At 63.9% G+C, this 24,389-nt stretch carries 22 protein-coding genes, 3 tRNA genes and 2 riboswitches; of the genes, 20 read left to right on the top strand and 5 right to left on the bottom strand.

The annotated features are described in order from the left end of the window. Positions 1-16: 16 nt before the first annotated feature. Positions 17-235, top strand: a complete 219-nt coding sequence (locus C7389_RS00125) for a hypothetical protein (RefSeq protein WP_133587156.1) — start codon at positions 17-19, stop codon at positions 233-235. Next, a complete protein-coding gene (locus C7389_RS00120; protein WP_246034579.1) occupies positions 214-657 on the top strand; it encodes a hypothetical protein in 444 nt (147 codons plus the stop codon). The genes C7389_RS00125 and C7389_RS00120 overlap by 22 nt, the downstream gene beginning before the upstream one ends. On the opposite strand, the gene C7389_RS00115 is transcribed toward C7389_RS00120, so the two are convergent. From C7389_RS00115 to gcvT, 4 genes are all read right to left on the bottom strand, one after another. Beyond that, the gene (locus C7389_RS00115; protein WP_133587154.1) at positions 553-2,172 is read right to left on the bottom strand and encodes a glycoside hydrolase family 17 protein; all 1,620 of its coding nucleotides are present in this window, start codon (positions 2,170-2,172) and stop codon (positions 553-555) included. The genes C7389_RS00120 and C7389_RS00115 overlap by 105 nt on opposite strands. 139 nt (positions 2,173-2,311) lie before the next feature. Then, entirely contained in the window at positions 2,312-5,215 is a 2,904-nt protein-coding gene (gene gcvP, locus C7389_RS00110; protein ID WP_133587152.1) for an aminomethyl-transferring glycine dehydrogenase, read from the bottom strand. Between the two features lie 84 nt (positions 5,216-5,299). After that, entirely contained in the window at positions 5,300-5,683 is a 384-nt protein-coding gene (gene gcvH, locus C7389_RS00105) for a glycine cleavage system protein GcvH (protein ID WP_133587150.1), read from the bottom strand. A gap of 54 nt (positions 5,684-5,737) precedes the next feature. Continuing rightward, complete coding sequence (gene gcvT, locus C7389_RS00100; protein ID WP_133587148.1) at positions 5,738-6,829, bottom strand: glycine cleavage system aminomethyltransferase GcvT; 1,092 nt, start codon at positions 6,827-6,829, stop codon at positions 5,738-5,740. Between the two features lie 62 nt (positions 6,830-6,891). Further along, a riboswitch (glycine riboswitch) is annotated at positions 6,892-7,016 on the bottom strand. After that, positions 7,017-7,106, bottom strand: a riboswitch (glycine riboswitch). An 89-nt stretch (positions 7,107-7,195) separates the two neighbouring features. Here gcvT and C7389_RS00095 point away from each other — a divergent pair. The 14 genes from C7389_RS00095 to pnp all read left to right on the top strand — a co-directional run bounded on the left by C7389_RS00095 (position 7,196) and on the right by pnp (position 21,583). After that, positions 7,196-8,065 carry an alpha/beta fold hydrolase gene (locus C7389_RS00095; RefSeq protein WP_133587146.1) on the top strand — a complete coding sequence of 290 codons (870 nt, stop codon included), beginning with the start codon at positions 7,196-7,198 and terminating at the stop codon, positions 8,063-8,065. A gap of 36 nt (positions 8,066-8,101) precedes the next feature. Beyond that, positions 8,102-8,932, top strand: coding sequence for a 3',5'-nucleoside bisphosphate phosphatase (locus tag C7389_RS00090; protein ID WP_133587144.1), 831 nt, complete (start codon positions 8,102-8,104; stop codon positions 8,930-8,932). A gap of 22 nt (positions 8,933-8,954) precedes the next feature. Then, a complete protein-coding gene (locus C7389_RS00085) occupies positions 8,955-9,587 on the top strand; it encodes an L-threonylcarbamoyladenylate synthase (protein WP_133587142.1) in 633 nt (210 codons plus the stop codon). Positions 9,588-9,632: 45 nt separating this feature from the next. Beyond that, complete coding sequence (locus C7389_RS00080) at positions 9,633-10,292, top strand: site-2 protease family protein (RefSeq protein WP_133587139.1); 660 nt, start codon at positions 9,633-9,635, stop codon at positions 10,290-10,292. A gap of 13 nt (positions 10,293-10,305) precedes the next feature. Continuing rightward, complete coding sequence (locus C7389_RS00075; protein WP_133587137.1) at positions 10,306-11,136, top strand: segregation and condensation protein A; 831 nt, start codon at positions 10,306-10,308, stop codon at positions 11,134-11,136. Continuing rightward, complete coding sequence (scpB, locus tag C7389_RS00070; RefSeq protein WP_133587135.1) at positions 11,114-11,710, top strand: SMC-Scp complex subunit ScpB; 597 nt, start codon at positions 11,114-11,116, stop codon at positions 11,708-11,710. The genes C7389_RS00075 and scpB overlap by 23 nt, the downstream gene beginning before the upstream one ends. After that, complete coding sequence (gene rluB, locus C7389_RS00065) at positions 11,658-12,677, top strand: 23S rRNA pseudouridine(2605) synthase RluB (protein WP_133587133.1); 1,020 nt, start codon at positions 11,658-11,660, stop codon at positions 12,675-12,677. The genes scpB and rluB overlap by 53 nt, the downstream gene beginning before the upstream one ends. Before the next feature lie 195 nt (positions 12,678-12,872). Then, a complete protein-coding gene (gene rimP, locus C7389_RS00060; RefSeq protein ID WP_133587131.1) occupies positions 12,873-13,307 on the top strand; it encodes a ribosome maturation factor RimP in 435 nt (144 codons plus the stop codon). 27 nt (positions 13,308-13,334) lie between these two features. Next, positions 13,335-14,810 (top strand): transcription termination factor NusA, encoded by a 1,476-nt coding sequence (nusA, locus tag C7389_RS00055; RefSeq protein ID WP_133587128.1) that lies wholly within the window; start codon positions 13,335-13,337, stop codon positions 14,808-14,810. Between the two features lie 13 nt (positions 14,811-14,823). Continuing rightward, positions 14,824-17,634: a translation initiation factor IF-2 gene (gene infB, locus C7389_RS00050; protein WP_133587126.1), complete on the top strand. Its 2,811-nt coding sequence runs from the start codon at positions 14,824-14,826 to the stop codon at positions 17,632-17,634. Between the two features lie 3 nt (positions 17,635-17,637). Further along, positions 17,638-18,021, top strand: coding sequence for a 30S ribosome-binding factor RbfA (gene rbfA / locus C7389_RS00045; protein WP_133587124.1), 384 nt, complete (start codon positions 17,638-17,640; stop codon positions 18,019-18,021). Between the two features lie 17 nt (positions 18,022-18,038). Next, complete coding sequence (gene truB, locus C7389_RS00040) at positions 18,039-18,968, top strand: tRNA pseudouridine(55) synthase TruB (protein WP_133587122.1); 930 nt, start codon at positions 18,039-18,041, stop codon at positions 18,966-18,968. Positions 18,969-19,046: 78 nt separating this feature from the next. Next, positions 19,047-19,316: a 30S ribosomal protein S15 gene (rpsO, locus tag C7389_RS00035; RefSeq protein WP_133587120.1), complete on the top strand. Its 270-nt coding sequence runs from the start codon at positions 19,047-19,049 to the stop codon at positions 19,314-19,316. A 167-nt stretch (positions 19,317-19,483) separates the two neighbouring features. Further along, positions 19,484-21,583 (top strand): polyribonucleotide nucleotidyltransferase, encoded by a 2,100-nt coding sequence (pnp, locus tag C7389_RS00030; protein ID WP_133587118.1) that lies wholly within the window; start codon positions 19,484-19,486, stop codon positions 21,581-21,583. A 66-nt stretch (positions 21,584-21,649) separates the two neighbouring features. On the opposite strand, the gene dksA is transcribed toward pnp, so the two are convergent. Continuing rightward, a complete protein-coding gene (gene dksA, locus C7389_RS00025) occupies positions 21,650-22,075 on the bottom strand; it encodes an RNA polymerase-binding protein DksA (protein ID WP_133587116.1) in 426 nt (141 codons plus the stop codon). 162 nt (positions 22,076-22,237) lie between these two features. On the opposite strand from dksA, the gene C7389_RS00020 reads away from it, so the two are divergent. From C7389_RS00020 to aptA, 4 genes are all read left to right on the top strand, one after another. Next, a tRNA-Pro gene (locus tag C7389_RS00020) sits at positions 22,238-22,314 on the top strand. A gap of 25 nt (positions 22,315-22,339) precedes the next feature. After that, positions 22,340-22,416, top strand: a tRNA-Arg gene (locus tag C7389_RS00015). A gap of 46 nt (positions 22,417-22,462) precedes the next feature. Continuing rightward, positions 22,463-22,538, top strand: a tRNA-His gene (locus C7389_RS00010). Positions 22,539-22,921: 383 nt separating this feature from the next. Then, positions 22,922-24,160, top strand: coding sequence for an omega-aminotransferase AptA (aptA, locus tag C7389_RS00005; RefSeq protein ID WP_281275339.1), 1,239 nt, complete (start codon positions 22,922-22,924; stop codon positions 24,158-24,160). Positions 24,161-24,389 lie beyond the last annotated feature (229 nt).

Raw genomic sequence — 24,389 nt, 5'->3', positions numbered from 1 at the left:
GTTCATCGATTGCAGCATGCTGGCGACAGATTTCGCACCCGCGCGCGGAAATTCACTCGCCGTTTCCGGTGTGACAGAATTCACGCTTGCCGCATGGGCCAAGTGCGGCGCATTTTATTCATTATTTCAAGCTGTTATGGAAAATGTTGCAACGCGATTTGCAACAGGACATGTGGCCCGCCAAGAGCAACTGATTTGTAAGGGAAAAGATACGTGCTCCGTAATTGTTTGTTGAAATATGTACCGGCTCCGGTGCTGATGGTCGGGCTGGTGGTGCTGGCGGCAGCACTGGGAACGCGGTACGGCCTGCTGGAAAACGGGGTGCTGCCGCATGAGTGTGGGGCCACATACGGCGAGAGCATTTGGAGTGCCTGCGGCTTCAAGTGGGCGCTGGTGCAGTCCTTCCTGCAGCAGCGCATGGGCTGGGCGAGTCTGGCCTTGGGCGTGCTGGCTTTTGTCTTCTCATGCCGGCGTGCGGCCTGGGCGGGCTGGTTGATCGGCATGGCAGGGCTGGTGCTCTACAGCTATGACTACGCGGCCGTCGGTGCCCTGTTATCCCTTCTGGTCCTCGCCCGCGGTGCCGAACAGGACCGGCAGCGCGAAGACGAGGCCGGTGACCAGCCAGCAGATCGCCTGCAGGTTGGCCGGCTCGGTTGACCAACGGAACACCACGCACGCGGCAATGAGCGCGGCGCATATCCGTTCCGCCCGCGCAGCCTGCGCATGGCGCAGGCTGAGTGCCCCCAACAGCAAGGCGGGCACAAGATAGAGCAGGCTGGGGAAGTCGCGGTAGCGTGGATCGGCAAACAGCAGTACCGCTGCAATGGCGGCTGCGAACAGGAGCACGCCGCGCAGCAGCCCCAGCCGGGCCGTGTTGTCCATCGCCCCCGGGGTTTCTCGCTGAATACGCCAAGCCTGGGCGGCGGAGGGCAAAGCACGCCCAGGCCACTGGGTAAATAGCAGGACGCTCAGGCTGCCCAGCGCGGCGATGCCACCGAGCAAGGTCCATTCGAGCGGATTGCGGTAGGCGAGCAGAGCATGCTCCGCATGCAGCACGGCGACCAGCCCGGCGACCGCGCCGATGACCGTCAGTGCCGCCAGCCTGACTGCGCCCGTCTCGTCCCGCCGCCGCAGGGCCAGCAGCAGGCAGAGGACCGCGCCGGCGAGCGTCCCCCCCAGCGGCAGCACAACGCTGCTACGCTCTTGCACGGGCCCCGCGAGCGGGAATTTCGGCTGCAGGTGAGTCGCATCCAGCATGCCCCAGTAGCCGCCCACGGTGCCTTCCAGTGCTCGTTTCCACGGTTGGTCGATGGCTTCAATGAGGTTGTAGTCCCAGCCCCGGTCATGGGCCTGGTGGACGAATTCGCGGATGTAGCGGGCCTGGTTCACCGCCGAGGGTAGCGATTCCTCGCGCTGCCGCCCGGCGCTGGGCCAGCCCGTTTCGCCGATGAGGATGGACTTGCCGGCGAAGTGCTTGCCCACTTCCTGGCGAATGTCGGCGACATGGGCCAGGGCATGTTCGATATCGACCGGCTCGTCCTCCCAGAATGGCAGGATATGTACCGTGATGAAGTCCACCTCCTTCGCCAGGCTGTCGTGTCGAACCCAGAACTCCCAGACGTCCGCATAGGTGACCGGCACTTGGGAGCGCGCCTTGGCGTAGGCGATCAGCACGCGCATCTCATCCTCGGTGCGCTCCCGCCGCAGCAGCACCTCATTGCCCACGATCAGCGCGCGGACGACGTCAGTATTGGCATTGGCCAGTTCGATCGCTTTATCCAGCTCGATCGCGTTCTTCTCCTTCTCGAAGCCGATCCAGGTGCCAAGCAGCACCTTGAGGCCGACTTCCCGCGCGATCTCCGGCACCGCGTCCAGCCCCTGGTTGATCGCATACAGCCGCACGCAGTCGGTGACCCTGGCCAGCGCGGCGAGGTCGGCGGCGATCTGTTCCCTGGGGATGACCAGCTTGAGGTCGAAGGGCGTCTGCCCGGGCCGGTGGTAAGGCGCGTAGGACACGCACTTGAGTTTTTCCCCTTCGGCCAGATGCAGATCGTGCATGGCGATCGGGCGGGTTTGCAGGAACATCCAGGCGAGCAGTCCGGCGAGGATGAGCAGATGGATGGAAAGGAGCGCGTACCAGAGCTTGCGGTTGGACGGACGTGCTTGGGTCATGGGTGTTGTGCGTAGGCTCTTGGGGAGGTGCGTCGTTCCTGCGCATGAAAAAGCCACGCCCTAGGCGTGGCTTGATTGCAGGACGGCGCATTCTAACCGGAGTGCGCAGCGATGCGGCTTTCGGTGGCTGGGGTCGGCCTCAGTCCTCGTAGGCGGCCGGCGGCGGGCAGCTGCACTGCAGGTTGCGGTCGCCGTAGACGTCGTCGATCCGGTTCACGCTGGGCCAGAACTTGTTGTCGGCGATCCAGGGCAGGGGAAAGGCGGCCACGCGGCGGCTGTAGGGGTGGTGCCAGCCGTCGTCGGCGAGGTCTGCCTGTGTATGGGGGGCGTTGCGCAGCGGGTTGTCCTCCGCTGGCCAGTTGCCGTTCTCGATCTCGCGGATCTCCTTGCGGATGGAGATCATGGCCTGGATGAAACGGTCCAGTTCCTCCAGGCTCTCCGATTCGGTCGGCTCGACCATGATGGTGCCGGGAACCGGGAAGGACATGGTCGGCGCATGGAAGCCGTAGTCCATCAGCCGTTTGGCGATGTCTACCTCGCTGATGCCGGAAGCCGCCTTCAGCGGACGGATGTCCAGGATGCACTCATGAGCGACCCGGCCGTGCCTGCCGGTATAGAGCACCGGATAGTGGGGCGCCAGCCGGTGGGCGATGTAATTGGCGTTGAGGATGGCGACCGCGCTCGCCTGGCGCAGCCCGTCGGCGCCCATCATGGCGATGTACATCCAGGAGATCGGCAGGATACTGGCGGAGCCGAAGGGCGCTGCCGAGACGGCCCCCTGCCCGCGATTGGCGCGCGTGGCTTCGCCGGTGGCGGCCAGCACATGGTCGGGCAGGAAAGGCGCGAGGTGGGTCTTGACCCCGATGGGTCCCATCCCCGGTCCGCCGCCGCCGTGGGGAATGCAGAAGGTCTTGTGCAGGTTCATGTGAGAGACGTCGGCGCCTATGGCCGCCGGGGCACTGAGGCCCACCTGGGCGTTCAGATTGGCACCATCCATGTAAACCTGGCCACCGTGGCCATGCACCAGTTCGCAAATCTCGCGGATGGATTCCTCGAACACGCCGTGGGTGGAGGGGTAGGTGATCATCAGCGCCGAGAGCCGCTCGGCGTGCTCTGTGAGCTTGGCGCGCAGATCGGCCAGTTCCACGTTGCCCTGGGAGTCGCAATCGACCACCACCACCTGCATGCCGCACATCTGCGCGGTGGCGGGATTGGTGCCGTGGGCGGAGCGCGGGATCAGGCAGACGTCGCGCCGGCCTTCGCCGCGGCTGGCTTGGTAGCGGCGGATGGCGACCAGGCCGGCGTACTCGCCCTGCGCGCCGGAGTTGGGCTGCATGCTGATGGCGTCGAAACCGGTGAGTGCGCGCAGGGCTGCGGCCAGGCCGTCGATCAGCTCGCGGTAGCCGGCTGCCTGCTCGGTTGGCGCGAAGGGGTGTAGCGAGGCGAAGGCCGGCCAGCTCACCGGCATCATCTCGCTGGCGGCGTTCAGCTTCATGGTGCAGGAGCCCAGCGGGATCATCGAGTGGTCCAGCGCCAGATCGCGGTTCTGCAGGCGCTTGAGATAACGCAGCATCTGGTGTTCGGCGTGATGGCTGTTGAACACCGGATGGGAGAGCGGGGCGTCGGTGCGCAGCAGGGCGGCGGGGAGGAAGGCGTTTTCGTCGCGCTGTGCGTCCACCGCGGCGAGATCATCCGCAGCGCCGAAGATCTTCAGCAGCGCGGCGATGTCGGTCAGGGTGACGGTTTCATCGACCGCGATGGCGAGGGCTTCGTCCGAGACCCGGCGCAGGTTGTAACCGGCCTGTTCGCAGGCGGCGAGCAGCGCATCGCTGCGCTTGCCGCTGCGCACCACAAGAGTGTCGAAGAAGCGCGTCGAGGCCAGCGTGTAGCCCGCTTGCTGGAGGCCGCGGGCGAGTAGCCCGGCGAGGCGGTGGATGCGGGCGGCGATCGCCTTCAGCCCCGCCGGACCGTGGTAGATGGCATAGAAGCCGGCCATGTTGGCCAGTAGCACCTGCGAGGTGCAGATATTGGAGTTGGCCTTCTCCCGGCGGATGTGCTGCTCCCGGGTCTGCAGCGTCATCCGCAGCGCCTGCTTGCCGCGGCTGTCGCGGGAGACGCCGATGATGCGCCCGGGCATGGCACGGACGTAGGCCTGGCGGGTGGCGAAGAAGGCGGCGTGCGGCCCGCCGTAGCCCATGGGTACGCCGAAGCGCTGCGCCGATCCGAGGGCGATGTCGGCACCGAGCGCGCCCGGCGGCTGCAGCAGCATCAGCGCCATCAGGTCGCTGGCTACCGCGCTGATGGCGCCGTTTTCCCTCAGCGCGGCGAGGATGGGCGCCAGATCGGGGATGCCGCCATCGGCGCCCGGATACTGGAACAGGGCGCCGAAGACCGTATGACGGACGGCCTGGCTTGCCGGCCCGACGATCAGCTCGAAGCCGAAGCCCTGGGCGCGGGTGCGCAGCACGTCCAGGGTCTGCGGGAAGCAGTTCTCGTCGACGAAGAAGGCGTTGGCGTTGCTTTTTGAGAGGCGGCGTGCCATCGCCATCGCCTCGGCAGCGGCGGTGGCCTCGTCCAGCAGCGAGGCGTTCGCCAGGTCTAGCCCAGTGAGATCGCTCACCATCTGCTGGAAGTTCAGCAGGGCCTCGAGCCGTCCCTGGGCGAGCTCCGCCTGGTAGGGCGTGTAGGCGGTATACCAGCCGGGGTTCTCGAAGACATTGCGCTGAATGACGGGCGGCGTCAGCGTGCCGTAGTAGCCCAGGCCGATCAGGGATTTCTTCGACTGGTTGCGCGAGGCGATTTCGCGCAGGCGCTCTAGCGCCTGATGTTCGGTGAGCGCGGCCGGTAGATCCGGCGCGCCCTTCAGCCGGATGCCGGCGGGAACCGTCTGGCCAATCAGGTCATCCAGGTCGTTCACGCCAAGCGCGGCGCACATGCGGGCGATCTCGGTGGCGTTGGGGCCGATGTGGCGGCGGGCGAAAACGTCTTCCTGCCCCAGGCTGGCGAGGGGGCTGTCGAACGGGGTGGCGAGCGGGTGGGCCATGGCGACGTATCCGGTATACGTTTGACTGCGCGGCGGCGTCCGGTCCGCCGCGCTGCCACGGCCGGCCCGGCGCGTGGGGGAGACTTACTCTGCGATGGAGGCGCTGTAGCCGGCGGCGTCCAGCAGGGTGTCGAGCTGGGCGGGGTCGTCCGGGCGGATCTTGAACAGCCAGGTGGCGTAGGCGTCGGCGTTCACACTTTCGGGCGCATCGACCGCAGCGCCGTTGTTGGCGATGATCTCGCCGCCCACCGGGGCGTAGATGTCGGATGCCGCCTTCACCGACTCGATGACCGCGCAGCTTTCGCCTGCGGCCACCTTGCGACCGACTTCCGGCAATTCCAGGAAGACGACGTCGCCGAGCGCTTCCTGGGCGTGGTCGGTGATGCCGATGGTGAGGGTGCCGTCCGCTTCGCTGCGGACCCATTCGTGGCTGGCGGCATACTTCAGGTTGGCGGGCAGGTTGCTCATGGGAACTCCAATAGGGACAAGGGATTGATTAGGGATGGTTCGATTGCGAGCCGCTCAGACCAGCGCCTCGCCATTGCGTACGAAGGGTGGTTTCACCACCCGCGCTGGCAGCAGTTTGCCGCGTACATCCACGCTGACCTGGCTGCCGGGCTGGATCGCCAACGGCAGGCGGGCGAAGGCGATGGCCTTCTCCAGCGTGGGCGAGAAGCTGCCGCTGGTGGTTTCGCCGTCGCCGTCGCCGGTATGGACCGGCATGTGGGCGCGCAGCACGCCGGGCGCTTCGAGCACGAGGCCGAGCAGGCGCCTGGTCGCCGGCTTGAGAGCGAGGGCTTCGCGGCCGACGAAGTCGCGGCTCTCGTCGCGCAGATCCACCGTCCAGCTCAGACCGGCGTCCAGCGGGCTCACGTTCTCGTCCATGTCCTGGCCGTACAGGTTCATGCCGGCTTCGAGGCGCAGCGTGTCCCGAGCGCCCAGGCCGCAGGGGGCGACGCCGGCGGCGGCCAGCGCCTGCCAGGCAGCGGCCGCTTCGGTCGAGGGCAGTGCGAGCTCCAGGCCATCCTCGCCGGTGTAGCCGGTGCGGCCGATGAAGGTGTCCCCAACGCGGGCGCCGGAGAAGGTGGCGAGCGGCGTCATCGCGTCACGCAGCCCGGGCAGGGCGGCGCCGAACAGTTCGCGGGCCTGCGGCCCCTGTACCGCGATCATCGCCAGATCGCGACGCCCCTGGAGGGTAACGTTGGCGCCGGTCTCGGCGATGCGGCTGCGCATCCAGGCAAGGTCCTTGTCGGCGGTACCGGCATTGACGACCAGGCGGTAGTCGTCGTCGGCGAGGCGATAGACGATGAGATCGTCGATGACCCCCCCGTTCTTGTTCAGCATGCAGCTGTAGAGCGCCTTGCCCGGCTGCCCGAGGCGCGCCACGTCGTTGGCGAGCAGCCCGCGCAGGAAGAGCGTGGCGCCGGCGCCGCTGAGGTCCAGCGCCAGCATGTGGGAGACGTCGAACATGCCGGCGCGGCGGCGCACGGCGTGGTGCTCGGCGATCTGGGAGCCGTAGTTCACCGGCATCTCCCAGCCGGCGAAGTTCACCATGCGGGCGCCGGCTGCGAGGTGCTGACCATGCAGGGGCGTAAGTCTGGCAGGGGCATTCATGGACGAGTCTCCGACAGGCACGATGTAAACGAAAAAAGGGGCGGCCCGGCCGGTCGCCGGTTTCGCCCCCATCTGTCCTTGTACCTGAGAGATTCCGCAACCAGCCGGCGTTCGCCGATGCCTTGCGGGTGCCCCTTCGGTGGGTGCGCCGGCATGCCTGGATGCCCGCACCGCTCTCCAGAGTTGTGATGCCCGCGCGGTCCTTTTGCCTGAGCGGTTCCCGGGGGGTTACGCCTTCGGCGGCTCTCGGGAAAGGGCTCTCTCCCGCGCGACGGGCGGACGATAGCATTGCTCCGCGGAGGGCGGCAACCATGCGCTTCGGGGCCACCGCCGGGCCGCTTGCCGGGCTTTGTTATCATGCCGGGGATGAAACCATCACGCAGTCAATTCCTTGCCGTGCGCGGCCTGCGCTATCACGTTCGCGAGTGGGGCGAGGAGGGCGCACCCAAGCTCTTCATGCTGCATGGCTGGATGGATGCCTCCGCGTCCTTCCAGTTCATCGTGGATGCCCTGGCTTCGGACTGGCACGTCATTGCGCCCGACTGGCGAGGCTTCGGCGCCAGCGGCTGGGGCGGTGGCGATGTTTACTGGTTCCCCGACTATTTCGCCGACCTGGACGTGCTCCTGCACCACTTTCAGCCCGACGGCCGGGTGCGTCTGCTTGGTCACAGCATGGGCGGCAACGTGGCGCTGATGTATGCGGGCATCCGCCCCGGGCGGGTCGAGCGGATCGTGGCGCTGGATGCCTTCGGCCTGGCCGACAGGCCCGCCGAGGATGCGCCCGGCCGTTACGAGAAGTGGTTGGCCGAGTTGGGCGCGCCGGTTTCCTTTCGTTCCTACCCGGACCGGGCCGCACTGGCGGAGCGCCTGCTGCACAACGACTCCCGTTTATCACCGGAGCGCGCGGCCTGGTTGGCGGAGCATGTGGGCGTGGAAGAGGGCGAGGGCGGATTCCGCATGGCGGGAGATCCGGTGCATCGCCGGGTGAATCCGGTGCTGTACCGACGTGCCGAGGCCGAAGCCTGCTGGCGGCGATGCAGTGCGCCGGTGCTGATGGTGGAGCCGCTGGAGCCCGAGTTGCGGCGCCGCATCGGCGTGGATGACGAGCAGCACCAGGCTGCCCTGCGATGCTTCCGTGACTTGCGGCTGGAGCGCATCCCGGATGCCGGCCACAACCTGCATCATCACCAGGCCGAGACCGTCGCAAGGATCGCCGAAGCCTTTTTGCTGTCGTAATGGCGTTTCGCTGCAAAACGGATCCTGGGAAAAACGATGAACGCTGATCTGCATTGCCATTCGACCCGTTCGGACGGCTGGCTGGAGCCGGCCGCGGTGGTGCGCAGGGCCGCGGCCAATGGCGCCGAGCTGCTGGCGTTGACCGACCACGATGAACTCGGCGGCCTTGCCGAGGCGGCCGAGGCTGCGCGGGAAGCTGGTATCCGCTTCGTTCCCGGTGTCGAAATCTCCGTGAGCTTCAAGGCTGAAACCATACATATCGTTGGCCTGGGCATAGATCCGGAAGCGCCGGCCTTGCGCGACGGCCTCCGCCAGGTCCGGTCGGGGCGCGATCAGCGGGCCCGCAGCATGGGCGATGCGCTTGCCGCGGCGGGCATCCGGGATGCGCTTGCAGGTGCGCGTCGGTTCGCGCGCAACCCCGATCTCGTCAGCAGGGCGCATTTCGCCCGCTTCCTGGTGGCCAGCGGTGTGATGCCGGACGTGAAGACGGTGTTCGATCACTACCTGGTGCGCGGCAAGCCGGGTTTCGTCGAGCACGAGTGGGCCTCGCTGCAGGAGGCGGTAGGCTGGATCCGCCAGGCTGGCGGCATCGCCGTGGTTGCCCACCCGGCGCGCTACCGGCTGTCCGGCACTGACATGGACGCCTTGTTCGACAGTTTCGTCGCCGCTGGCGGCGAGGCGGTGGAAGTGGTGTCGGGTGCGCACACCGAGGAAGAGATGCTGCGCTTTGCCAGCCTTGCCCGCCGGCGCGATCTGCTCGCCTCACGCGCTTCCGACTTCCACGGCGAGAACGAGAGCCCGGTGGATGTCGGGCGCTGCAATCCCTTGCCGCCGGACCTCCTCCCGGTATGGTCCCGGCTGCTCTGACCGCTACAGACTCAGGACGACAATGGCTCAGTTCTTCACCCTGCACCCGGAACAACCCCAGGCCAGGCTCATCCGCCAGGCGGCGGAGATCATGCGCAGCGGCGGGCTGGTGGCTTTCCCAACGGATTCCGCCTACGCGCTCGGCGGCCATACCGGAGATGCGGCACTGCTCGAACGCATCCGGCGTATCCGCGGCGTCGACGAGCGCCACCAGTTCACCCTGATGTGCCGCGACCTGTCCGAGATCGCCAAGTACGCGCGGGTGGACAACAGCCAGTACCGCTTGCTGAAGGCCGTCACGCCCGGCCCCTACACCTTCATCCTCGAAGGCACCAAGGAACTGCCGCGTCGGGTCTTGCACCCCAAGCGCAAGACCCTGGGCTTGCGGGTGCCGGAGCATGTGGTGGTCGCCGCGCTGCTGGAGGAACTGAACGAGCCGCTGCTGACCTCCACGCTGCTGTTGCCTGGCGAAGCTCTGCCGCTCACCGACCCGCAGGAAATCCGCGAGCGGCTGGAGAAGCAGGTGGATCTGGTCATAGAGGCTGGTCCCTGTGGTCCGGGGGCGACGTCGGTGATCGATCTCACCTCCGGCGTCCCCGAACTGGTCCGCGCGGGCCAGGGGGACCTGGCGCCGTTCGGCCTGGAGGCGGATTGATGGGGCGCTCTGCTAGAATCCGCGCCCTTTCCTGCCAGGCACGCCATGAATGAGCTGATCTCCACGCTGGCCATCTGGGCGCTGCCCGTCGTGCTCGCGATCACGCTGCACGAGGCGGCGCACGGTTACGTGGCGCGCTACTTTGGCGATCCCACCGCGGAGCTTGCCGGGCGCATCACGCTCAACCCGCTGCAGCACATCGACCCCCTTGGTACCGTGGTGGTGCCGGTCGTCATCCTGGCGGTGACCACGCTGTTCGGTGGCGGCGGCCTGCTGTTTGGCTGGGCGAAGCCGGTGCCGGTGAATTTCGGCCGCCTGCGCAAACCCAAGGCTGACATGCTGTGGGTGGCCGCTGCCGGGCCCTTCGTGAATCTGCTGATGGCCATTGGCTGGGGGCTGTTGTTCAAATTCGCGGTGAGCCTGCCGCAAAGCAGCTATACCGTTCCCATGATGAAGATGGCGGACGCCGGCATGCAGATCAACTTGGTGCTGATGGCGCTGAACCTGCTGCCGCTCCCGCCGCTGGACGGCGGCCGGATTGCCGTCAGCTTGCTGCCGAACAAGCTGGCCTGGCGCTACGCCCGGGTGGAGCCCTACGGCTTCCCGATACTGTTGGTGCTGCTGTTCACCGGCGTGCTGTGGACCATCCTGTGGCCCATTGTTGCGCTGAGCCGGATGTTCCTTGCCGGCGCGCTCGGCATCTGACGGCACGCTCCGGATGAACCTCCCGCTGGAACTGGCGCCGGTCGAGAGCCTGGAGGAGAAGGAGGCGGTTGCACGCCTCTATGGCGAGCCCCTGCTCGAACTGCCCAAAGATCTGTATATTCCGCCGGATGCGCTCGAGGTGTTCCTCGAGGCCTTCGAGGGGCCGCTGGATCTGCTGCTCTACCTGATCCGCAAGGCCAACCTGAACATCCTTGACATCCAGATGGCACCGCTCACCAGTCAGTACCTGGAGTACGTGGAGGCGATGCGGGCGACCAATCTGGAGCTGGCTGCCGAGTATCTGTTGATGGCGGCGATGCTGCTGGAGATCAAGTCGCGCATGCTGCTGCCGCGACCCGCGCGGGAAGCTGAAGAAGAGCTTGACCCGCGCGCGGAGCTGGTGCGGCGCCTGCTGGAATACGAGCAGATGAAGATGGCGGCGGCGCGGCTGGATACCCTGCCGCGGGCGGAGCGCGACTTCGAGTGGATCAGTGTTTTCGTCGCCGAGAAAGTGGTGGAGCGTCTGCCCGAGGTCAGCTTGCATGATCTGCAGGTGGCCTGGCTGCGCATCATGAAGAAGGCCCGCCTGACCCAGCATCACCGTGTCGGCCGGGAGCAGCTTTCGGTGCGCGAACACATGACCGCGATCCTGAGAAAGCTGGGGGATGGTGCCTTCGTGGTGTTCGACACCTTGTTCGATCACGCGCTGGGCCCAGCCGGCCTGGTTGTCAGCTTCCTGGCGGTGCTGGAACTGGTGAAGGAAAAGCTCGTGCATGTGACGCAGAACGAAGCGTTTGCACCTATCTATGTAAAGCTGGCCGATGGATCTCGAGACGACGCCTGAGCAGTACAAGCGGGTGATGGAGGCTGCCTTGCTCGCCGCGTCGGCGCCGCTGCCGGTGGGGGAACTGCGCCGCCTGTTCGAGCCGGATCCGGGGGCAGATTTGGTGCGCCGGCTGCTGGATGAATTGCGCGCTGAGTGGGCTGCTGCGGAGCGCGGCGTCGAACTGGTGCAGTTGGCTGGCGGCTGGCGCTTCCAGACCCGTCCTGAATACCAGGTGTACCTGGACAGGCTGAAGGAAGAAAAGCCGCCGCGCTACTCCCGAGCCGTAATGGAAACATTGGCGATCATCGCCTACCGGCAGCCGGTGACGCGGGGCGACATCGAGGACACCCGAGGCGTTGCTGTTTCATCGAACATATTGAAAACCCTGGAATCGCGCGGCTGGATCGATGTGGTCGGACACCGGGACACCCCCGGGCGTCCCGAACTCTTTGCCACCACCCGCCGTTTCCTGGACGACATGGGGCTGCGCAGCCTGACCGAGTTGCCGGCCCTGACCGAAATCGAAAGGATCATGGATCTTGTCGACACCACGCAAATCGAAGCGGCCGCTGCGGCCACCCCAGAAGAATAAGCCCCAGGCCGCCCCGGCTCCCCGCCGTGAGGAAGTGGGAGAAGACGACACCAGCAGGCTGCGTCCGGATGCCCACCAGTCTGCCTTGGGCCGTCCCGATGGCACCTCGACCAGGCGGCCGCAACCGCGCCGCCCGGGTGGCCCAGCGGCTGCGCCGACCTTCTCCGAGCCAGAGCGCCTGCAGAAGGTGCTGGCGCAGGCCGGCGTGGCCTCCCGCCGCGAGATCGAGGAACTGGTGATGGCCGGCCGGATCTCGGTGAATGGCTTGCCGGCGGCACTTGGGCAGAAGATCGGCCCGGGCGACAGAGTGAAGCTTAACGGCAAGCTGATCCCCTTGCGCTTCACCCAACGCACGCCGCGGGTGCTGATCTATCACAAGCCAGAGGGCGAGATCGTGTCCCGCGACGACCCGGAAGGCCGGCCGACCGTATTCGAGCGCCTGCCCCTGCTGCGCAAGGGGCGCTGGTTGGCAGTGGGGCGGCTGGATTTCAATACTTCGGGATTGTTGCTGTTCACCAACGACGGCGATCTGGCGAACAAACTGATGCACCCGCGTTACGAACTGGATCGCGAGTATGCGGTCCGTTTGCTCGGCCAACTGGACGAGGAGCAGGCTCAGGGCCTGATCGACGGCGTTCAACTCGACGACGGCCCGGCGCGTTTCAATTCGCTGCGGGACGCGGGCGGCGAGGGCGCGAACCATTGGTACCGGGTGACGATCTCCGAAGGCCGCAATCGCGAGGTGCGGCGCATGTTCGAGGCCGTCGGCCTGACGGTGAGCCGGCTGATGCGGGTGCGCTACGGTCCCGTCGAACTACCGGCGCGTCTGAAGCGCGGAATGTGGATGGAGATGGCCGAGGCGGACGCTTGTGCACTGGCGGGATTGCCGCCGCCTGCCCAGAACCCGCAGCAGAAGCGGGACAAGAAACCGCCGAAGCTGCATCGCACGGTGCAGAAACCCCGCTGATGGGGGCAGGCTCTCAGGCGGTCCGCACGCCGTGCGCATTACGCGGGTTTGCTGGAGGGCGCGATTCAGCGCTATAATCCAAAGGCTTTGACGGGGGCGGTTTGGAAAGCTGGCTTTCTGGCGCTTTCCGTCACTCCGGTTGTAACGACAGGAATGGGCGTTTCGCCCATTTTTTATTTGTGGCGTGGATTGGACATGCGGGTAGATATCGTCAGTCTTGTCGAGCAGGTTGTCAGCGGACTCGGGTTCGAGCTGGTGGATTTCGAGCTTTCGCCGAAGGGCCGTCTGCTGCGGGTGTTCATCGACATCGAGCGGGGCATCACGGTGGATGACTGCGCCACGGTGAGCAATCAGCTGACCCGTGTGTTCGAGGTCGAGAACGTCGACTACGACCGGCTGGAGGTTTCCTCCCCCGGGCTGGATCGGCCGCTGAAGAAGCTGGCCGATTTCGAGCGCTTTGCCGGTCAGGAAATCCAGCTGCGCGCCTCCCTGCCTATCAACAACCAGAGAAATTTTGCCGGCGTGCTGAACGGGCTGCGCGATGGCGCAGTCGTGCTCACCACCGACAAGGGCGAGGTCCTCATCCCCTTCGACGAAATCGAGAAAGCACGCCTTGTTCCCAAATTTTGAGACCGTGGATGTGGAGGTTTTCCTGAAATGAGCCGCGAGATTTTGCTGCTTGTGGATGCGCTGGCACGCGAGAAGAACGTTGCCAAAGACATCGTGTTCGCCGCCCTGGAGTCGGCGCTCGCCTCCGCGACCAAGAAACGTATTCATGACGACGCGGACGTCCGCGTCACCATCGACCGCGACAGCGGCGACTACGAGTCCTTCCGCCGCTGGGTGGTGATGCCCGACGAGGAGGTCACCAACGACGAGGCGGAGATGGGCATCATCGACGCCCGCGAAATCCGTGCCGACATCCAGTTGGGTGACTACATCGAGGAGCCGCTGGAACCGATCGACTTCGGCCGTATCGGCGCCCAGGCCGCCAAGCAGGTGATCCTGCAGCGCATCCGCGACGCCGAGCGCGAGCAGGTGCTGAACGACTTCCTGGAACGCAAGGAATTCCTCGTCTCCGGTTCCATCAAGCGGATGGAACGTGGCAGCGCGATCATCGAAGTGGGGCGGATGGAAGCGGTGCTGCCGCGCGATCAGCAGATCCCGCGCGAGAACCTGCGGGTGGGCGACCGGGTCAAGGCCTATCTGCTGAAGATCGACCGCGGCGCCCGTGGTCCGCAACTGATCCTGTCACGTACCGCGCCTGAATTCCTGATGAAGCTGTTCGAGCTCGAAGTGCCAGAGATCGAAGACGGGCTGCTGGAGATCAAGGCTTGTGCCCGCGACCCTGGCCTGCGCGCCAAAATCGGCGTCAAGTCGAACGACCAGCGCATCGACCCCATCGGCACCTGCGTCGGCCTGCGCGGCTCGCGCGTTACTGCGGTGCGCAATGAGATCGGCGGTGAGCAGATCGACATCATCGTGTGGGCGCAGGACCCGGCCCAGTTCGTGATCGCGGCGCTGCAGCCCGCCGAAGTGGTCTCCATCGTGGTGGATGAGGAAGCGCATGCGATGGATGTGGTGGTGGACGAGAACAACCTCGCCATCGCCATCGGTCGCAATGGGCAGAACGTCAAGCTGGCGTCCGAGCTCACCGGGTGGACGATCAACCTGATGAGCGAGCAGGAGTCGGCGGAGAAGTCGGAGCACGAGCGTTCTGCGTTGCGCGGCCTCTTCATCGCCAAGCTGGACGTGGACGAAGAGCTGGCCGACATCCTGATCGATGAAGGTTTTTCCTCGCTGGAGGAGGTGGCCTATGTGCCGCTGGCCGAAATGCTGGAGATCGAAGCCTTCGATGAGGACACGGTCAACGAACTGCGCAATCGCGCGCGCAACGTCTTGCTGACCGAAGCGATCGTGACCGAGGAACAGCTGGAAAACGTTGCCGACGATCTGCTCGGCCTCGAAGGGATGGACAAGTCGCTGGCAGCTGCGCTTGCGCAGAAGGGGATCCGAACCCGCGACGATCTCGCCGACCTTGCGGTCGATGAACTGATCGAGATGTCCGGTATGGACGAAGAACGAGCCAAGGCGCTGATTTCCGTTGCACGCGCTCACTGGTTCGAGGAATGACGGGAGGGCATTGATGGAACAGATGAGCGTGACGCAGTTTGCCGGCGAGCTGAAGATGCCGGCGGCGGTGCTGCTCGAGCAGTTGAAGCGTGCCGGCGTCGAGAAGGCGGGTGCGAACGACCTGCTGACCGAACAGGACAAGGCTCGGCTGCTGGAATATCTCCGGCGTGCGCATGGGGATACCGAGTCCAAGGGCAAGATTACCCTGACCCGCAAACAGACCAGTGAGATCCGGGCCACCGATTCGACCGGGCGCGCCCGCACGGTGCAGGTCGAGGTCCGCAAGAAGCGCACCTTCGTCAAGCGCGACGAGTTGCTTGCCGACGCAGGGGCCGGCGAGGCTGTTCCGGTGCTCGAAGAGGAACTCGGCGGTGTTGAGCCTGTGGTCGCCGAGGAGCAGTTGCCGGAGCCGGTGGCGGTGATCGAGGAGGTGCCGGTGGTAGAGGCGCAGCCCGAACCTGAACCCGAGCCGGTTGCGGAAGCCGCTCCTGTCGAGCCGGAGCCTGCTCCCGTGGTTGAAGCGGTCGAGGCCGAGAAGGTCGAGCAGCCGGCTGAGGAAGAGATGAAGGAAGCTGTCACTACCGCGGAGCCGGTTGCACCGCGCAAGCCGGTCTCCATTACCGAGCTGCTGAGCGAAGAGGAAATCGCCGCCCGCGAGCGCGAAGCCAATCGCCATCGTCAGCTGCAGGAGCGCCAGGCAGCAGACCTGCGCGCCCGCCAGCAGCGCGATGCCGCCGCCAAGGCTGCGGCCGAAGCCCGCCGTGCGGAGGAAGAGGCTCGCGTGCGTGCCGAAGCCCAGCGCAAGGAAGAGGCTGCGAAGCCGGCTGCGACTGCAGCCAAGCCGACGACGGGTACCTTGCATCGCCCGGCCAAGGCCGACGACAAGGGGGCGAAGGACGTCAAGCGCGGCACGCGGGAGAATGAAAGCGCCAAGCGCCGTGGCCTGAAGACCCGTGGCGAAGTGGGTGGTGCCAGCGCCGGCAATGCCTGGCGTGGCGCCAAGGGCGGTGGTCGTCATGGCCGCGGCCACGATGATCGCCAGAGCTTCCAGGCGCCCAGCGAACCCATTGTGCGCGAAGTGCATGTGCCCGAGACCATTACCGTTGCCGACCTGGCGCACAAGATGGCGGTGAAGGCGACCGAGCTCATCAAGGTGCTGATGAAGATGGGCTCCATGGTCACCATCAACCAGGTGCTGGACCAGGAAACCGCGATGATCGTCGTCGAGGAACTGGGCCACAAGGCGCTGGCTGCCAAGCTGGACGACCCGGATGCCTTCCTCGAGGAGCACGACGAGCACAAGGACGCGGAGGTATTGCCGCGCGCGCCGGTGGTCACCGTCATGGGCCACGTCGACCACGGCAAGACCTCGCTGCTGGACTACATCCGTCGCGCCAAGGTAGCGGCGGGCGAGGCTGGCGGCATTACCCAGCATATCGGTGCCTACCACGTGGAAACGCCGCGTGGCGTGATCACCTTCCTGGATACGCCGGGCCACGAAGCGTTTACCGCCATGCGTGCCCGTGGTGCGAAGGCGACCGACATCGTGATCCTGGTCGTGGCCGCCGACGACGGCGTGATGCCGCAGACGCGCGAGGCCATTCACCACGCCAAGGCGGCCGGCGTGCCCTTGGTGGTGGCGATCAACAAGATCGACAAGCCCGAGGCCAGCCCCGATCGCGTGAAGCAGGAACTGGTGGCGGAAAGCGTGGTGCCGGAAGAGTACGGTGGCGACGTGATGTTCATCCCGGTTTCCGCCAAGACCGGCGTCGGCATCGACCAGCTGCTGGAAAGCGTGCTGCTACAGGCTGAGGTGCTGGAACTGACCGCTCCGGTCGATACCCCGGCCAAGGGCCTGATCGTGGAAGCCCGTCTGGATAAGGGCCGCGGCCCGGTGGCTTCGCTGCTGGTGCAGTCCGGCACCTTGCGCAAGGGGGATGTGCTGCTGGTCGGCGCGACTTTCGGCCGCATCCGCGCGATGCTGGACGAGAACGGCAAGTCGATCGACGAAGCGGGTCCGTCCATTCCGGTCGAAATTCTCGGCCTGTCGGATGTGCCGGCGGCTGGCGATGAGGCGATTGCGCTGGCCGACGAGAAGAAGGCTCGGGAGATCGCGCTGTTCCGCCAAGGCAAGTTCCGCGACGTCAAGCTGGCCCGCCAGCAGGCGGCGAAGCTCGAGAGCATGTTCGAGCAGATGGCGGAAGGCGAAGTCAAGAGCCTGGCGCTCATCGTCAAGGCGGACGTGCAAGGCTCTCAGGAAGCTCTGGTCCATGCGCTCAACAAGCTTTCCACCGACGAGGTGCGAGTCAACGTCATCCACGGGGCGGTGGGGGCAATCTCCGAGTCGGATGTGAACCTCGCGCAAGCGTCCGGTGCGGTCATCGTCGGCTTCAATACCCGTGCCGATGCCGGTGCCCGCAAGCTGGCCGAGACCTTCGGTGTGGATATCCGCTACTACAACATCATCTATGACGCCGTGGATGAGGTGAAGGCGGCGCTGTCCGGCATGCTGGCCCCCGAGAAGCGCGAAGAGGTTATCGGTCTGGTCGAGATCCGCCAGGTCTTCACAATCTCCAAGGTGGGTTCGGTGGCCGGCTGCTACGTGCTCGAGGGCGTGGTCAAGCGCAACTCTTCCGCGCGCCTGCTGCGCAACAACGTGGTGGTGTGGAGTGGTGAGCTGGATTCGCTCAAACGCTTCAAGGATGACGTTAAGGAGGTCAAGTTCGGCTACGAATGCGGCCTCCAGCTCAAGAACTACAACGACATTCAAGAAGGCGACCAGCTCGAGATCTTCGAGATCAAGGAAGTCGCACGGACGCTCTGATCGATGCCTAAGGAATATTCCCGCAGCCAGCGCGTGGTGGAGCAGATCCGCCGCGAACTGGCGGAGTTGATCCGGCTGGAGGTGAAGGACCCGCGTGTCGGGTTCATCACCCTCACCGATGTCGAGATCACGCCGGATTACGCTCACGCGAAGGTGTTTTTCACTTCGATGACGGGTGAGGAAAGCGTGCCCGAGATCCTGCAAGGGCTGCGGCGCGCCAGCGGTTTCCTGCGGCGGGAGCTGGGGCGGAGGATCCGCATCCACACCATCCCCGAACTGCACTTTCACTACGATCGTTCGGTGGAGGAGGGGACCCGCCTTTCCCGTCTTATCGACGAGACGGTGAAGGATGACGAGGCGCGTCACCGCGATGAGGATGACGCCTGAGTTGTTCAGGGTGTTCGATGGAAAGGGCTGTGCAGCGCAAGATTGTAAGGCGCGCCGTTGATGGCGTGCTCCTGCTCGACAAACCGAAGGGTTTGACCTCCAACGCCGCGCTGCAGACCGCGCGGCGGCTGCTGAACGCGGCCAAGGCCGGCCATACCGGGACTCTGGATCCGATGGCGTCGGGCCTATTGCCGCTGACCTTCGGCGAGGCGACCAAGTTTTCGCAGATGCTGCTGGACGCGGACAAGACGTATCTGGCGACGGTGGTGCTTGGCGCGGAGACCGATACGGGTGATGCGGATGGTGAGGTCGTACGCACCCACCCGGTGGACGTCTCGGAGACTCGCCTGCAAGAAGTGCTGGCGGATTTCAGGGGCGAGATCCGGCAGGTTCCGCCGATGTATTCCGCCTTGAAGCGTGACGGAAAGCCGCTTTACGAATATGCCCGCGCCGGAATCGAACTGGAGCGTGAAGCCAGGGTGGTACATATCCACAGGTTGGAGTTGAAGGCATTTTCGGACAGCGGCTTCACGATCGAGGTCGATTGCAGCAAGGGGACTTACATCCGCAGTCTGGCCACGGATATTGGCGCGGCTCTGGGATGCGGGGGGCATTTGTCTGCATTGCGCCGGACTCGTATCGGAGCTTTCACGGTTGAGGAGGCTGTCACCCTTCGCAACCTGGAGGAGTGCGATACGCCGGAAACGCGTGATGCGCACCTCGAGGCCGCGGACAAGTTGGTCCAGCATCTCCCTGCAGTGATCTTGACCCAGGAGCAGGCCGGTGCTGTCCTGCAGGGAAGGCCGCTCGCACTGCGAGGCGAAGCAGGGGGCTGTTGCCGTCTTTACGGCCCCTCAGACTTCCTTGGGCTGGCTGAATGGAAAGTGGATGGAAAGTTGTGGCCTAAACGCCTCATTGCCACGGCGACATCTACTCAAAGTACGTGATATTGATTGAGTTTCCCGCGCGGCGTTAGGTATAATCCGCCGCTTCTGATTGGCAGAACGAAAAGAGTAAATACGCACATGGCTCTCGATACCGCTACCAAGGCGCAAGTCGTTTCCGATTACCAGCGCGCCCCTGGCGACACCGGCTCGCCGGAAGTTCAGGTTGCCCTGCTGACCACCCGTATCAACGGCCTGACCGGCCATTTCAAGGAGCATGGCAAGGATCACCACTCCCGCCGTGGCCTGCTGAAGATGGTTAGCCAGCGTCGCAAACTGCTGGACTATCTGAAGCGCACCAACGCCGATTCCTATCGTGCCCTGATCGAGCGCCTGGGGCTGCGCAAGTAAGCAAAGCCGGCCGTGACGCGACCGTCAGCGCCTGAAACGGCGGCTTAAGCCAGCAAAGCCGGGCGAGCCCAACAAGGGCCGCGCCGGCTTTGTCGTTTCTGGGTTTCCGGTTGCACACATGTTCGCAGTTGTTGTTCGCTGCTCTCACTGAATAAAAGGAAATCCCCTTGCCTACCGCAATCAAGAAAACTTTTACCTACGGCGCTCATACGGTCACCCTGGAGACGGGTGAGGTTGCCCGTCAGGCGGGTGGTGCTGTCATTCTCAACATGGACGAGACCGTGGTTCTGGCTACGGTGGTTGCTGCGAAGGATGCCAAGCCGGGTCAGGACTTTTTCCCCCTGACGGTGGACTACGTCGAGAAGTTCTATGCCGCGGGCCGTATCCCGGGGGGGTTCTTCAAGCGGGAAGGTCGCCCGACCGAGAAGGAAACCCTGACCTCCCGGCTGATTGATCGCCCGATTCGTCCGCTATTCCCTGAAGGCTTCTACAACGAAGTGCAGGTCATTGTTACCGTTCTGTCGCTGAATCCCGAAGTGGATGGCGACATTCCGGCGATGCTGGCCGCATCGGCCGCGCTGGCGATTTCCGGCATTCCGTTCGATGGTCCGATCGGTGCTGCCCGCGTTGGTTACGCCGACGGTCAGTACCTGCTGAACCCGACGACCAGCCAGACCAAGTCCAGCCAGTTGAACCTGGTGGTCGCCGGTACCGAAGCCGCGGTGCTGATGGTCGAATCTGAGGCGGACGAACTGCCCGAGCAAGTCATGCTGGGCGCAGTGGTATTTGGCCATGAACAGATGCAGACCGCGATCCAGGCAATCAATGAGCTGGTGGAAGTGGCCGGCAAGCCAGAATGGAACTGGCAGCCTGCGCCGCGCAACGAAGCGTTGATCAACCGGGTTTCCGAACTTGCGCGGGCCAAGGTTGACGAAGCCTTCCGTATCACCAGCAAACAGGCCCGTACCGAGCGCCTGAGCGAAATCCGCAAGGAACTGGCGATTTCGCTGGCGGAAGGCGTGGATGTACCGCCCTCCGATAACGAAGTGAAGGACATCTTCTTCAATCTCGAGTCTGAGATCGTCCGCAGCCGCATCCTGAATGGCGAACCGCGTATCGATGGCCGGGACACCCGCACCGTGCGGCCGATCGAGATTCGCGTCGGCGTGCTGCCGCGTACCCACGGTTCCGCGCTGTTTACCCGCGGCGAGACCCAGGCCCTGGTGGTGGCTACCCTGGGTACTGGCCGCGACGAGCAAATCATTGATGCCATCGCGGGTGAATACAAAGAGCGCTTCATGCTGCACTACAACTTCCCGCCGTACTCCACAGGCGAGACGGGGCGTTTCGGTGTGACCAAGCGTCGCGAGATCGGTCACGGCCGTCTTGCAAAGCGCGCTCTGGTGGCGATGCTGCCGAAGGACGAGGATTTCGGCTATACCATCCGCGTGGTGTCCGAGATCACCGAGTCCAACGGTTCTAGTTCCATGGCGTCGGTCTGCGGCGGCTCGCTGGCGCTGATGGATGCCGGGGTGCCTATGAAGAACCATGTGGCCGGTATCGCGATGGGTTTGATCAAGGACGGCAACCGTTTTGCCGTTCTGACCGACATTCTGGGCGACGAGGACCACCTCGGCGATATGGACTTCAAGGTGGCGGGGACCGAGAACGGTGTTACCGCGTTGCAGATGGATATCAAGATCCAAGGCATCACCAAGGAGATCATGCAGGTCGCGCTGAGTCAGGCGCAGGAAGGCCGCATGCACATTCTGGGTCTGATGAAGCAGGCACAAGGCGGTGCCCGTGTCGAGGTGTCCGAGTATGCGCCTCGCATGCTCAACATGAAGATCAATCCGGAGAAGATCCGCGATGTGATCGGCAAGGGCGGTGCAGTGATTCGCGCTCTGCAGGAAGAGACTGGCACCGTCATCGAGATCGAGGACGACGGCAACATCACGATCTCGTCGGTGTCCGCCGAAGGCGCCCAGAAGGCCAAGGAACGTATCGAGCAGATCACGGCCGAGGTCGAAGTGGGCAAAGTCTATGAAGGGACGGTTGTACGCTTGCTGGATTTCGGTGCCATCGTAAATATCCTGCCGGGCCGTGACGGTCTGCTGCATGTCTCCCAGATTGCCAATGAACGCGTCAACAACGTCTCCGACTATGTGAAGGAAGGGCAGAGCGTGCGTGTAAAGGTTCTGGAGACCGACGAGCGCGGCAAGATCCGTCTAAGCATGAAGGCGCTGCTGAGCGAGAACGCAGGTTGATTGCCTAAAGCCGCAAAAAAAAGGACGCTTGAGGGCGTCCTTTTTTATTGCTTTTGGTTGCCAGCGTTACTTCCCAAGTTGGCGCTCCCGCATCTCTTCCAGGGTCTTGCAGTCGATACAAAGCGTGGCGGTAGGGCGGGCTTCTAGGCGCTTCAGGCCGATCTCCACGCCGCAACTGTCGCAGTAACCGTATTCACCGGCCTCGATGCGGGCCAGAGCCTCATCGATCTTCTTGATGAGGCGCCGTTCCCTGTCCCGGTTGCGCAACTCAAGTGCCAGTTCCGACTCCTGGCTGGCTCTGTCATTGGGGTCGGCGAAGGTCGAAACTTCGGTCTGCAGGCTTTGCACCGTCCGCTCTATATCGGCAGACAATTCGTTCTTCAGGTTGATGAGTGCATCGCGGAAGTGCGAAATCTGCTTGGCACTCATGTATTCCTCGCCCGGGGAAGGGACGTAGACGGGGAATTGCCGGTGAAGGGCATCATCGGGCATGGTGTAGCCTTCCGTAGGGTGCATTGTGCGATGCAATTAAATAGCAGAAAACGCTTCGGCGCAGCAAGCAGTATGCCGATGGCCACTGTTGCCCCGCGACGATGAAAATAGCGCGAACAAGATTTGACGCGCCAGCGGAGACTCTGTATAGTCCGCGTCTCTCGGGGTGTAGCGCAGTCCGGTAGCGCGCTTGCTTTGGGAGCAAGATGTCGGGGGTTCGAATCCCTCCACCCCGACCAGCTCACTCCGATTGCCCGCGGGAATCTGCCCGTAGCTCAACCGGATAGAGCACCGGCCTTCTAAGCCGGGGGTTGCAGGTTCGAGTCCTGCCGGGCAGGCCAGATGAGTTTCAGGTTCGACTTGATAAGTTGAACCAAATGAGTAGTGGCGGCATTAGCTCAGTTGGTAGAGCACTGGATTGTGGCTCCAGGTGTCACCGGTTCGATTCCGGTATGTCGCCCCAAATAAAACTTCACGCTTTACTATGGCAGTGAAGTTAAAAAAATCCAGCCTTGTTTTACGCGAGGCTGGATTTTTTGCTATTTACCCTCTGGTTTTCCATTTCGGTCACCAATGAAATGAGGAAAGGACTGATCTTGCCCGGATCAATGGCGGATCAATCTGTTTGCTCTATTGGGACTGCTGACCTTAAGGCCATCGGGTTTTTGTCAGGACGTTGGAAGGGCTCTGCCGGGGTGATGCCCGGCTCGTGGTTTCGCATCCTCATTTCCGGGGCTAGCATCTAGTCATCTGTTCCTGGAGATGGGTATGGCGGCAATCGATCGGACACATGCTTTCTGGCTTCCCTATACCGCGAATCGGGCGTTCTGGACGTGACCCAGAGTCATTCAGGCTGGCCGTGGCCACTACTATGAAACGATTACTGGCGAAGCCTTGCTGGATGGCTTCTCCGGGCTATGGACGTCGGGCCTAGGGCATTGTCATCCACGTATCGTTGCTGCAGTCCAGGCTCAGGTTGCAACGCTGGACTACGCCATAGGTTTTCAAGCCACTAACGATAAGGCGATCGCGCTCGCGGAGAGGCTGGCCGCCTTGGCGCCTGGAGACCTGGATCGGGTTTTCTTTACCAACTCCGGGTCGGAGTCGGCTGATACTGCACTGAAAATAGCTCTTGCTTATCACCGGGCCAGAGGGGAGGGGCAGCGGACGCGTTTTATAGGCCGTGAGCGTGCCTATCATGGAGTCAACTTCGGCGGGCTCTCGGTGGGGGGTATTGGTGCCAATCGCAAGGCCTTCGGTGCCTGTCTTCTGCCAGGTACCGATCATCTCCGGCATACCTATGAGCGCTCGGAGATGGCCTATTGTCGAGGGCAGCCGCACTGGGGGGCTCATCTTGCTGACGACCTTGAGAGGTTGGTCCACCTGCATGATGCCTATGGTATTGCGGCGGTCATTGTGGAGCCGGTAGCGGGTTCAACCGGTATCCTTGTGCCACCCATAGGTTATCTGCAGCGCTTGCGTGAGCTCTGCGACCGTTACGGCATTCTTCTCATCTTCGATGAAGTCATTACCGCCTTTGGAAGAGTCGGAGCGGCCTTCGCTGCCGAGCGATTCGGCGTGTTGCCCGATATTCTGACCACTGCAAAGGGCCTCACAAATGGTGTGATTCCCATGGGGGCAGTACTTGTAAGGGAGGGTATCTACCAGGCGTTGATGCAGGGGCCGGCAGAGGCTGTGGAGTTCTTTCACGGCTACACCTACTCCGGGCATCCCGTTGCGGCGGCAGCGGGACTCGCCACGCTCAGCGCCTACGAGGAAGAGGGGAGCTTCGAGCAAGCGAAGGCTCTCGAACCGCGGTTCGAAGAAGCGTTGCATAGCCTGCGTGACGAGCCGCACGTAATTGACATCCGTAATATCGGCCTCATGGGCGGTGTTGAACTGGCTCCCCGAGCAGGCGAACCGGGAGTGCGAGGTTTCGATGTGTTCCGTGACTGCTTCGAGCAGGGCGTGGTAATCCGCAACGGCGGAGATACGCTGCAGTTCGCCCCGTTTCTGAACTCTAACAACGAAGAACTGGAACGTACTTTCGATTGCGTCCGGAACGCGCTCCGCCGGCTGCACTGATGCAGATGAATGCGCGGCTTAACAACTCCTCAACTTCAAGACAGTGCGCTCGCCATGAAGATACTTGGTCACTACATCGACGGCCGGGTCCAGCCTGGGGAAGGCAGGACCAAACCGGTGTTCAATCCTGCGCTTGTCAAGCGACACGAGGATTTAACCCCCTGACGACATCTGGAATTGACCCCCTGGGTTAATCAACTCTCCGCGGTGATCGGGGTGGGGGCCGCGG

It is taken from the genome of Azoarcus indigens (genome assembly GCF_004361735.1).
Classification (GTDB): domain Bacteria; phylum Pseudomonadota; class Gammaproteobacteria; order Burkholderiales; family Rhodocyclaceae; genus Azoarcus; species Azoarcus indigens.
Note: the sequence above shows the minus strand (reverse complement) of the source record. Positions and strands in the feature narration are given on the sequence as shown.